We start from the raw sequence: 10,097 nt of genomic DNA on the forward strand, positions 1-10,097 counted from the left end.
CCGGGCAGGATGCCCAGCGCCGAACCCAGCAGCGTGCCGCGCAGCACCGCCGGCGCCATGCGCTTGAAGTCTTCCTTGGTCGGCCACAGGTTGGTCACGCGGTCGGTGAAGGTCTCGCGGTCTTCCTTCTGTTCCAGGTTCGCCACGATTTCGGCGAAACCGAACATGCCCATCGCCAGCGCGACGAAGTCGATGCCGTCGGTCAGTTCGGGGATGTCGAAGGAGAAGCGCGCGGCGCCCGAGTTCACGTCGGTGCCGATCAGGCCCAGCAGCAGGCCCAGCACGATCATCGCCACGGCCTTGGGCAGCGAGCCCGAAGCCAGCACCACGGCGCCGATCAGGCCCAGCACCATCAGCGAGAAGTACTCGGCGGGACCGAACTTGAACGCCAGTTCCGACAGCGGCGTGGCGAACGCGGCCAGGATCAGGGTAGCCACGCAGCCGGCGAAGAACGAGCCCAGGCCGGAAGTGGCCAGCGCCACCCCTGCCCGTCCGCGCCGCGCCATCTGGTAGCCGTCGATGGTGGTCACCACCGACGACGATTCACCAGGCAGGTTGACCAGGATGGCGGTGGTGGAGCCGCCGTACTGCGCGCCGTAGTAGATGCCGGCGAGCATGATGAGCGCCGCCACCGGGGGCAGCGTGTAGGTCACCGGCAGCAGCATGGCGATGGTGGCCAGCGGCCCCAGGCCCGGCAGCACGCCGATCAGGGTACCCAGCACGCAGCCCAGGAAGGCGTATGCGAGGTTTTGCAGTGACAGTGCCGTGGAAAAACCCAGGGCAAGGTGATCGAACAATTCCATTGAGGCCGACTCCTTAACCGGTAATGAAAGCAGGCCACACCGGCATCTGCAGGTTGATGCCGTAGACGAACGCGCCCATGCTGATCAGCACCAGCACCACGGCGTTGGCCAGGGCGCCCTTCCAGCTGAATTCATGGCTGGCCATCGACGACACCAGCACCAGCACGAACACCGACAGCACCATGCCGAGCGGCTTGAGCAGCAGGCCGAACAGCACCACCGAACCGAGGATCCACAGCAGGGTCTTCAGGTCCCAGCGCGCGAGCTGGTCTTCCTCGCCCTTGCTCGACAGCGAGCCGATCAACACGAGTGCGCCCAGCACGGCCAGTACCAGCCCGAGCAGGAACGGAAAATATCCGGGGCCCATCTTTGCGGCAGTTCCCATGGAATAGCCGCGAGCGACCCAGGAAAAGCCCAGACCGACCAGGACGAACATCAGGCCGGAGGCAAAGTCCTTTTGGCTGCGTATGCGCAAAACGATTCTCCTCAAAGTACGTGAAAGCATCCGGCTGCGCGCGCAGGCTCTTGCATGCGCAGACGGTTTGATCGGCAGGTGTGAAGGCTCTCCTGCAGGATGGATGCAACCTTAGAGAGGCGATCTTTCAGCTTGCTTTCATTTGTCTTGACTTAGGGGTAATCACCGATGCATGAGGAACTTCGCCACAAACGACAAATATCACGACGTGATCCATTTTCACGAATCGGGCGAAGTCGGCGGGAAAACAGGGAGAAATCGCGCGCGCCGGATGCGGGCGCGTGGCTGGCGGCCATGCCGGCGGCGCGCAGGCGAAGCGCGCCTGCGCGGGACGTGGCGCGGGAAGTCACGCGGGGAACGACGCGGCGCCGGCATGCGCCGGAAGCCGCGCGGCGGCCGCGTTGAAAGCTGATTGAAAGGCGGCGCACGGCGCTGCCGCCCCGACCACGGGCGCACGATGACAGACAGAGCTTTCGATTGCCTTTCAGGTGGCGGCAGGCGGCAATATGCGGCGGCAGGCCGGCAGCGCGCCGGCTCTGCGATAATCTCAGAGCACGAATACGCGCGCCAGCCGGCGCCACGGCTTTCCCCCTTCCACGCCTTTCACGCAAACCCGGACGACCATGAGCAAGACCGCACGGCCAGCCCACGCGGGCGCCGCCACCGACCCGGCCGCCGCCGCCCCGGCGATTCCCCGCCCCGGCGAGGGCAAGCGCGGCGAGGCCGGTTATCTCGGCTACCTGCTGCGCCAGGCCGGCGCCGCCAACCGCCTGCGCCTGGAGCGCGCGCTGGCCGACCTGGGCGCCACCCCGCCGCAGTTCGTGGTGCTGACCATGCTGGGCGCCTATCCCGGCTTGTCCAATGCCGACCTCGCCCGGCTGGCGCTGCTCACGCCGCAGACCGTCAGCGTGATCGTCGCCAACCTGGAGAAGGCCGGCTCGATCCGGCGCCAGCCGCATCCGGTGCACGGCCGGATCCAGAACATCGTGCTGACGCCGGCCGGCGAGACGCTGCTGGCAGGCTGCCGCGAACGCGCGCTGCACAACGAGGCGCGCCTGCGCGCGGGGCTGTCGGCGCAGGAGGAAGAAGTGGTGCGGCGCTGGCTGGCGGGACTGGCGCGCGGCACCGACGTGGACGGCGCCGCGGAAACGGAAACGGCCGGCGACTGAGCCGGCGCCGGCGCTCAGCGTGGGTGCTGCCGGGCGGGCGCGCCGGCGGCGGCCTGCGCCAGCGCCGCCACCTCGCCGGCATCCTCGCCGGCGCCCGCCGTGCTCAGGGCTTCTTCGCACGGCGTGCCCATGCTGGTGTCCGGCGCCTGCGGCGCGAACTCCTGCCGCGGGGCCGGCGCCGCCGGCGTCACCGGCAGGATATGGCTGGCGCGCCAGTTGCCGAAGCGGTAGTAGGCCACCGCCAGCGTCACCGACACCACCGAGCCCAGCGGAAAGCTCCACCACACCGCGTCGGCGCCATAGTCGCTCGCCAGCAGCGAGGCGAACGGCAGGCGCACCACCCACATGGAGACGAACAGGATCACCAGCGGCGCCATCACCGCGCCGGTGGCGCGCACGGTGCCGAACAGCACGATGGTGAAGCCGAACAGGATGAAGGACCACAGCACGATCGCGTTGATATGCTGCGCGATGCCGATCGCGGTGCCGTCGTCGGGCAGGAACAGGCCCAGCGAATGGCGGTTGAACAGGTAGATCAGGCCCACCAGCGCGCCGGTCATCAGCAGGTTGAACAGCAGCCCCACGCGCGTGATGCGCGCCACCCGCTCCCACAGGCCGGCGCCCACGTTCTGCGCCACCATCGACGACACGCTCGCGCCCACCGCCAGCGCCGGCATCTGCACGTAGGTCCACAACTGCGACGCCACGCCATAGGCGGCCGTGGTCTGCGAGCCGTAGCGGTTGACCAGCGACATCATCACGATCGCCGACGACGAGATCACCACCATCTGCAGGCCCATCGGCAGGCCCTTGGCCACCAGCGCGCGCAGGATGGCGAAGTCCGGGCGCAGGTAGCCCAGCTGGTGCCGGCGCAGCGCGAGGAAATGGCCGCGGCGGTACAGCACCGCCAGCATCGCCGCGAGGCTGACCAGCTGCGCGATCAGCGTCGCCAGCGCGGAGCCGGCGATGCCGAGCTCGGGCAGCGGCCCGATGCCGAAGATCAGCAGCGGGTTGAGCGCCACGTCCAGCCCGACCGACAACAGCATGAAGTAGAACGGCGTGCGCGAATCCCCGGCGCCGCGCAGCGTCATCATCACGAAGTTGTAGAAATACATGAACGGCAGCGCCAGGAAGATGATGCGCAGGTAGCTCTCGGCCAGCGGCCTGGCGTCGGCCGGCGTGTCCATCGCCGCGAGGATGGCCGGCGTGAAGATGTAGCCCAGCGCCGACGCCAGCACCGAGAGCCCGACGAAGAAGCCGGTGCTGGTGCCCACCACGCGGCGCGCCTCGTCGAGGTCGCGCGCGCCTACCGCCTGCCCGATCATGATGGTGTTGGCCATGCTGATGCCGAACACCACGCCGAGCAGGAAGAACAGGATGATGTTGGCGTTGGAGGTGGCGGTCAGCGCCGCCTCGCCGAGGAAGTGCCCCACCCATACCGAGTTGATCGACGCATTGAGCGACTGCAGGATGTTGCTGCCCAGCACGGGCAGCGAGAACAGCAGCAGGGTGCGCCCGATCGGGCCGGTGGTCAGTAGTTGCGCTTTGTGTCTGGTCGGCATGTCGCGGCCTGTCTCGTGCTGTTCTTGGTGGTTTCTTGTGCCCGCGCGGGGTGCGCGGGCGGAGGCCGTGCGCCCCCGCTGGCCACTATCTCACACTCCGCCGACAGGTCTTGTCGGTGGCCGTCTGTCGGACGGCAGGCCAATTGTAAGCAGATGTCCGGATCGGGGCACGCGCGGCGAAAAACGCCGGTCAAACAGGGGTGAAATGCGCAAGCCGGGGGAATGCCTCGGACCGCCGTCCCCGGCCAGCATCTGTACCGATCCACCAACAGCGAGGACCCGCCATGTCGAAGAACCAGCCCATCCGCTTCCTGCAAGTTGCCACCGCCGCCTCCGCCGGCCTGCTGTGCGCCGCCGCCTTCGCGCAGGCCCCGGCCATGCCCGCGGACAATGCCAACGCCGCCGTGCCGCCCGGCATGACCCAGGTCGAGCCGCCCAAGGACCCGCTGGTGCAGCGCCGCGAGGCCAACAAGCAGGCATCGGACGAATACAACGCCACCAGGAAGGCCGCGAAGCGCGAGTACAAGCAGGACGTGAAATCCGCGAAGCAGGTCAGGAGCGCGGAAAAGAAGGCCAACGACGCGGCGGCCAGGCAGGAACTGTCGGGCGGCTCGACGCGGAACTGACCGCGCCGCATCCGGCCCATGAAAAATGCCCCGGGGACGCCCCGGGGCATTCATGTGCCAGCCCGAACGCCGCGCGCCTCAGCCGGCGGACGCGGCGCGATAGGCCGCGATGCGCGCCTTGATACCGGGCCGCGCGGCGGAATGCACGAGGTCGGCAAGCTGCCGCGCCGCACTGTCCGCGCCGTCGCGCGTGGCGGCATGGATGGCCGCCTGCGTGGCGGGGTCCAGCCGCCGCGCGCGCTGCGCGAGCTCGGCCACCACCGCGGCGCGCGCCGCTGCGCCGGCCTCCAGCGCGCCGGTGGCGAAGCCGCTGGCCAGCGCCGCCTCGGCGGCGAACGCGCCGCCGCCGGTGATCCACTCGCGCGCGCGCGCCGCGCCGACCAGCTGCGCCAGCCGCGCGCTGCCCAGCACCAGCCCGAACGCCGCGCCCGGAAACGCGAAGCTGCTGCCCGCCTCCACGCGGCGCTGCTCGCAGGCGGCCACGAGATCGGCGCCCGCGCCCATCGCCCGGCCCTGCACCAGCGCCAGCGTGGCGAACGGCGCCGCATGCACGCTTTGCAGCAGCAGTTCCACGCGCACGAAGCGCGCGAGCAGGGAATCGTCGCTCTCGGCGTCGAGGTCGCCAAGGTCGAAGCCGGTGCAGAAATGCCGGCCCGCACCCTCCAGCACCAGCAGGCGCGTGCCGTCGCGGTGGCAGGTCTCCACCGCCGCCGACAGCGCCGCCACCAGTTCGCGCGAGAGCGCGTTGCCGCGCGCGGGGCGGTTGAGCGTCAGGCGCGTGACGCCGTCTTCACGGGCAATCAGCAGGATGTCCTGGCCTTCGCTCATGCCTTCGGCTCCGGCGCCCACAAGTTCGGCACGAGCGCGTTGGAATAGCCGGACACGAACGGCTTGGTGGCGCCGCTGTCGTCGGCATAGACATGGCGGCGGATGCGGCCGATGTTGCCGCCGTAGAGATGCACGCTGACCGAGACGCGGTCGTCGAACGCATTGCGCACGCGATGCACGTCGCCGAGCGTGGGAGAGACCGCCGCCACCTGCCCGGGCGACAGCAGCGCCGGCTCGCCGTCGGCGACCAGGCGCCCGCCGTCGACGCGGTAGCGCTGGTCGATCTCCGCGCCGCGCAGCATGCCGATCAGGCCCCACACGGTGTGGTCGTGCACCGGCGTCTGCTGGCCCGGCCCCCACACGAAGCTGACCAGCGAGAAGCGGTCGAGCGGGTCGCCGTAGAGCAGGTGCTGCTGGTAGTAGACCGGATGCGGGCGCGCCATTTCCTCGGGTAGCCAGTCGTCGTGCGCCACCAGCGCCGACAGCGCCGTCGTGGCCTGGGCCAGCACGTCCGCCTCGCCGCTGCCGTCGCGCTCGGCCTGCGTCACCACGCGGCTGACGGTGGCGACGAATTCGCGCAGCCGCTCGATGTTGTTGCTCATGTCCGTGTCTCCAGGCAGGTCAGGCGTCGGCGCCGGCGGCGCCGCTCTCGTAGTGCGCGCGGATCGCCGCATTGTGCTCGCCCAGCGCGGGCGGGTCGCGGCGGATCGGCAGGCCCTGCCCGTCGAAGCGCAGCGGCGAGGCGAAGGTGCGCGTGCGGTGGCCGCCCGGCAGCGTCAGCGGGCGCACCCAGTCCATGTGCTCGACCTGCGGATCGTCCAGCGCGGCGGCATAGTCGTTGATGCGCGCATGCGGCACGCCGGCCGCGTTGAAGGCGGCGATCCAGTGGTCCACGCCCGCCGTGGCGAAGCGCTCCTCCAGCAGGACCTTGAGCGCGGCCTGGTTGGCGGCGCGGTCGCGCGTGGTGGCGAAGCGCGCGTCCTGCGCCAGCGCCGGCAGGTCCACCACGCGCACCACTTCCAGCCACAGCTTCTGGTTGCCGGCGGCGATGGCGAAATAGCCGTCGGCCGCCTGGAAGGCCTGGTAGGGCGCGTTGCGCGGATGGGCCGAGCCGAGCTTGGCCGGGCTGCGGCCGTTGCCGAAATACTCGCTGGTCTGCAGCGCGGCGATGCCGAGCGTGCAGCCGTACATCGGCACGTCGATGTGGGCCCCGGCGCCGCCGGCGCGCACGCGCGCCAGCGCGCTGGCGATGGCGAACGCGCCGTACAGGCCCGAGGCGAAGTCGGCCAGCGGCACGCCGCACTTGACCGGCGCGCCGCCGGGCTCGCCGGTCACGCTCATCACGCCGGCGGCGGCCTGGATGGTCAGGTCGAAGCCGCCCTCGCCGGCGCGCGGGCCGCTCTGCCCGTAGGCCGACACCGAGCAGTACACCAGCCCGGGCTTGTCCTCGCGGAAACTGGCGTAGCCCAGGCCCAGCCGGTCCATCACGCCGGGGCGGTTGTTCTCGATCACCACGTCGGCGTCGAGGATCAGGCTGCGCGCCAGCGCGAGGTCGGCCGGGTCCTTGAGGTTCAGCGCCACCGACTGCTTGTTGCGGTTAAGCGAGGCGAAATTCTCGGAGTAGCCGTCCGACAGCGGCGGCCACTGGCGCAGGGTGTCGCCGTCGGGCGGCTCGACCTTGACCACCTCGGCGCCCATGTCGGACAGCAGCATGCCGCAGAACGGGCCGGCTGCGACGGTACAGAATTCCACCACCTTGACGCCCAGCAGCGGCAGGTCGTGTTGCGGGAGATCGCTCATCGGGAAAGTACCGGGAAGATATGCATGGAAGATGCGAGGATTATAGGGACGTTGCCAAATACGGTACTATCGTTCCACATTTGAGAACGCATATGCGCTGCCCGCATATGCGCGGACATTGTCCGGCCCCTCACCACCGCCGCCGGAGGCATCGCGCCATGAACAACACCTTGATCAAGGGGCTCGGCGTGGTCGAGCTGCTCGCGCACAGCGAGCGCCCGCTCGGCCTGACCGAGATCGCCGCCCACATGGGCCTGGCCAAGAGCAACGTGCACCGCCTGCTGCAAGCGCTCACCGACATGAACTACGTGATCCGCGATGCCTCCGGCACCGGCTACAGCGCGTCCATCAAGCTGTGGGAGCTGGGCTCGGCGGTGCTGGCGCGGCTGGACCTGCGCCGCCATGCCGAGGCGTGGATGGACAAGCTGATGCACGCCAGCGGCGAAAGCGTCCACCTGTCCGTGCTCGACCGCGGCGAGGTGGTCTACGTGCACAAGATCGACAGCGCCAACCCGGTGCGCGCCTATACGCAGATCGGCGGCCGCGCGCTGGCGCACTGCGTGGCCACCGGCAAGGCCATGCTGGCGTTCCAGCCCGAGGCCGCGCTGCAGCGGATGTCGGCGGCGCTGGTGCCGTCCACGCCCAACAGCATCGTCGACCCCGCGCAGTTCCTGCTGGAGATGGCCAGGGTGCGCAAGCAGGGCTACGCGGTCAACCGCGGCGAGTGGCGCGAGACCGTCTGCGGCGTGGCCGCGCCGATCGGCGACGGCAACGGGCAGGTGATCGCCGCGGTCGGCCTGTCCGGCCCCGCCGAGCGCTTCCGCCCGCAGCGGATCAAGGCCTTCGCCGAACTGGTGCGCGGCGCCGCGGCGGAGATCTCCGACAGCCTCGGCGGCGGCGCGCGCCACGGCGCGCTGGCGCTGGCCACGCGCGGCATGGCCACGCTGCGGCGCGGCTGAGCGGCCGGGCGGCGCCCGGGGGCTGCAGATATCGGCCCGACGCGCTAAGCTTGCGGCTTCGGCCAGGAATTCCCGGCCCGGGCGGTCATCGCCCCGGCCAACCTGCGGCACCACCGCCCCGGAGTGCCGCACTCACAACAATCAGGAGAAAAGGCATGTACCAGGATCTCGCCCTCTACATCGATGGAGAATTCATCAAGGGAGGGGACCGGCGCGAGCAGGACGTCATCAACCCGGCCACCCAGGAAGTGCTCGGCAAGCTGCCGCACGCCAGCCGCGCCGACCTGGACCGCGCCCTGGCCGCGGCGCAGCGCGCCTTCGAAAGCTGGAAGAAGACCTCGCCGCTGGAGCGCTCCAAGATCCTGCGCCGCGTGGCCGAGCTGAGCCGCGAGCGCGCCAAGGACATCGGCCGCAACATCACGCTGGACCAGGGCAAGCCGCTGGCCGAGGCCGTGGGCGAAGTCATGGTCTGCGCCGAGCACGCCGAATGGCACGCCGAGGAATGCCGCCGCATCTACGGCCGCGTGATCCCGCCGCGCCAGCCCAACGTGCGCCAGCTCGTGGTGCGCGAGCCGATCGGCGTGTGCGCCGCCTTCACGCCGTGGAACTTCCCGTTCAACCAGGCCATCCGCAAGATTGTCGCGGCCGTGGGCGCGGGCTGCACGCTGATCCTGAAGGGCCCGGAAGATTCGCCCAGCGCCGTGGTGGCGCTGGCCCAGCTGTTCCACGACGCCGGCCTGCCCCCGGGCGTGCTGAACATCGTGTGGGGCGTGCCGGGCGAGATCTCCACCTACCTGATCGAATCGCCGATCGTGCGCAAGATCTCGTTCACCGGCTCGGTGCCGGTGGGCAAGCAGCTGGCCGCGCTGGCCGGCGCGCACATGAAGCGCGTGACGATGGAGCTCGGCGGCCACTCGCCGGTGCTGGTGTTCGACGACGCCGACATCGAGCCGGCCGCCGAGATGCTGGCCCGCTTCAAGCTGCGCAACGCCGGCCAGGTGTGCGTCTCGCCGACGCGCTTCTACGTCCAGGAAAAGGCCTACGACAAGTTCCTCGCGCGCTTCACCGAAGTGATCGGCTCGGTCAAGGTCGGCGACGGCCTGGAAGACGGCACCCAGATGGGCCCGCTCGCGCATGAGCGCCGCATCGCCTCGATGGAACAGTTCCTGGACGACGCCAGCCACCGCGGCGGCAAGGTGGTCGCCGGCGGCTCGCGCATCGGCGACAAGGGCTTCTTCTTCGCGCCCACCGTGGTCACGGAACTGCCCGACGACGCCAAGCTGATGGTCGACGAACCGTTCGGCCCGGTCGCGCCGGTGACGCGCTTCAAGGACGCCGAGGAAGTGCTGCGCCGCGCCAACAGCCTGCCGTTCGGCCTGGCCTCCTACGTGTTCACCAACTCGCTCAAGACCGCGACGCTGGTGTCCAACGGCCTCGAAGCCGGCATGGTCAACATCAACCACTTCGGCATGGCACTGGCCGAAACGCCGTTCGGCGGCATCAAGGACTCCGGCATCGGCAGCGAAGGCGGCCAGGAAACCTTCGATGGCTACCTCGTGACCAAGTTCATCACGCAGGTCTGACAGCGCGCGTGAAAGTAGGCCCGCAGGTTGGCTGCAAGCAGCCAACCTGCGGGCCTTGTCTTTTCTGGGCTAGCTTCCCGCCCTGCCCCAGCACCCCGGCCCACCACGCCCACCACGAAACCATGAGGGTGCTATGTAGCGGCGGCCAAAACCGGCAACGGCAGATGCCTGAACAGGCAGTGCACTCGCCATCATAGGTCTGACCGCGAAACCAACACCGCCAGCAAAGTCGTGGTGCTCCGCAACGGTAACGGCAGAATCCCAGCAGAACCACCACCCTCACCACGAAACC

At 69.7% G+C, this 10,097-nt stretch carries 10 protein-coding genes; 4 read left to right on the plus strand and 6 right to left on the minus strand.

Features of this window, described 5'->3' with window-relative positions; translation table 11 throughout:
• A partial coding sequence (locus K206_RS0134540) for a tripartite tricarboxylate transporter permease (RefSeq protein WP_020206837.1) occupies positions 1–803 on the minus strand: 803 nt, incomplete at its 3' end.
• 13 nt (positions 804–816) lie between these two features.
• Positions 817–1,278 (minus strand): tripartite tricarboxylate transporter TctB family protein, encoded by a 462-nt coding sequence (locus K206_RS0134545; RefSeq protein ID WP_020206838.1) that lies wholly within the window; start codon positions 1,276–1,278, stop codon positions 817–819.
• 623 nt (positions 1,279–1,901) lie between these two features.
• Here K206_RS0134545 and K206_RS0134550 point away from each other — a divergent pair.
• Positions 1,902–2,447, plus strand: coding sequence for a MarR family winged helix-turn-helix transcriptional regulator (locus tag K206_RS0134550; RefSeq protein ID WP_020206839.1), 546 nt, complete (start codon positions 1,902–1,904; stop codon positions 2,445–2,447).
• Between the two features lie 14 nt (positions 2,448–2,461).
• Here K206_RS0134550 and K206_RS0134555 read toward each other — a convergent pair whose 3' ends face one another.
• Entirely contained in the window at positions 2,462–4,009 is a 1,548-nt protein-coding gene (locus K206_RS0134555) for an MATE family efflux transporter (protein WP_020206840.1), read from the minus strand.
• Positions 4,010–4,293: 284 nt separating this feature from the next.
• Here K206_RS0134555 and K206_RS0134560 point away from each other — a divergent pair, with 284 nt between their 5' ends.
• Positions 4,294–4,635: a hypothetical protein gene (locus tag K206_RS0134560; protein WP_020206841.1), complete on the plus strand. Its 342-nt coding sequence runs from the start codon at positions 4,294–4,296 to the stop codon at positions 4,633–4,635.
• 78 nt (positions 4,636–4,713) lie between these two features.
• Here K206_RS0134560 and K206_RS0134565 read toward each other — a convergent pair whose 3' ends face one another.
• The 3 genes from K206_RS0134565 to K206_RS0134575 are packed head-to-tail and all read right to left on the minus strand — an operon-like array spanning position 4,714 to position 7,263.
• Entirely contained in the window at positions 4,714–5,463 is a 750-nt protein-coding gene (locus K206_RS0134565) for an enoyl-CoA hydratase/isomerase family protein (protein WP_020206842.1), read from the minus strand.
• Complete coding sequence (locus K206_RS0134570; protein ID WP_020206843.1) at positions 5,460–6,065, minus strand: hypothetical protein; 606 nt, start codon at positions 6,063–6,065, stop codon at positions 5,460–5,462. Before K206_RS0134570 ends, K206_RS0134565 begins: the two co-directional genes overlap by 4 nt.
• Before the next feature lie 19 nt (positions 6,066–6,084).
• Positions 6,085–7,263, minus strand: coding sequence for a CaiB/BaiF CoA-transferase family protein (locus K206_RS0134575; protein WP_020206844.1), 1,179 nt, complete (start codon positions 7,261–7,263; stop codon positions 6,085–6,087).
• Between the two features lie 158 nt (positions 7,264–7,421).
• Here K206_RS0134575 and K206_RS0134580 point away from each other — a divergent pair, with 158 nt between their 5' ends.
• Together K206_RS0134580 and K206_RS0134585 are read left to right on the plus strand one after the other, a co-directional pair.
• The gene (locus K206_RS0134580) at positions 7,422–8,222 is read left to right on the plus strand and encodes an IclR family transcriptional regulator (protein ID WP_020206845.1); all 801 of its coding nucleotides are present in this window, start codon (positions 7,422–7,424) and stop codon (positions 8,220–8,222) included.
• 155 nt (positions 8,223–8,377) lie between these two features.
• Positions 8,378–9,805 carry an NAD-dependent succinate-semialdehyde dehydrogenase gene (locus K206_RS0134585; protein ID WP_020206846.1) on the plus strand — a complete coding sequence of 476 codons (1,428 nt, stop codon included), beginning with the start codon at positions 8,378–8,380 and terminating at the stop codon, positions 9,803–9,805.
• Positions 9,806–10,097 lie beyond the last annotated feature (292 nt).

The organism is Cupriavidus sp. WS, assembly GCF_000395345.1.
Classification (GTDB): domain Bacteria; phylum Pseudomonadota; class Gammaproteobacteria; order Burkholderiales; family Burkholderiaceae; genus Cupriavidus; species Cupriavidus basilensis_B.

What these genes read in the sequence shown, in the direction of transcription:
- K206_RS0134565 (WP_020206842.1), bottom strand. Translation starts at nt 5,463, where the DNA reads ATGAGCGAAGGCCAGGACATCCTGCTGATTGCCCGTGAAGACGGCGTC.
- K206_RS0134585 (WP_020206846.1), top strand. Translation starts at nt 8,378, where the DNA reads ATGTACCAGGATCTCGCCCTCTACATCGATGGAGAATTCATCAAGGGA.
- K206_RS0134570 (WP_020206843.1), bottom strand. Translation starts at nt 6,065, where the DNA reads ATGAGCAACAACATCGAGCGGCTGCGCGAATTCGTCGCCACCGTCAGC.
- K206_RS0134550 (WP_020206839.1), top strand. Translation starts at nt 1,902, where the DNA reads ATGAGCAAGACCGCACGGCCAGCCCACGCGGGCGCCGCCACCGACCCG.
- K206_RS0134560 (WP_020206841.1), top strand. Translation starts at nt 4,294, where the DNA reads ATGTCGAAGAACCAGCCCATCCGCTTCCTGCAAGTTGCCACCGCCGCC.
- K206_RS0134575 (WP_020206844.1), bottom strand. Translation starts at nt 7,263, where the DNA reads ATGAGCGATCTCCCGCAACACGACCTGCCGCTGCTGGGCGTCAAGGTG.
- K206_RS0134580 (WP_020206845.1), top strand. Translation starts at nt 7,422, where the DNA reads ATGAACAACACCTTGATCAAGGGGCTCGGCGTGGTCGAGCTGCTCGCG.
- K206_RS0134555 (WP_020206840.1), bottom strand. Translation starts at nt 4,009, where the DNA reads ATGCCGACCAGACACAAAGCGCAACTACTGACCACCGGCCCGATCGGG.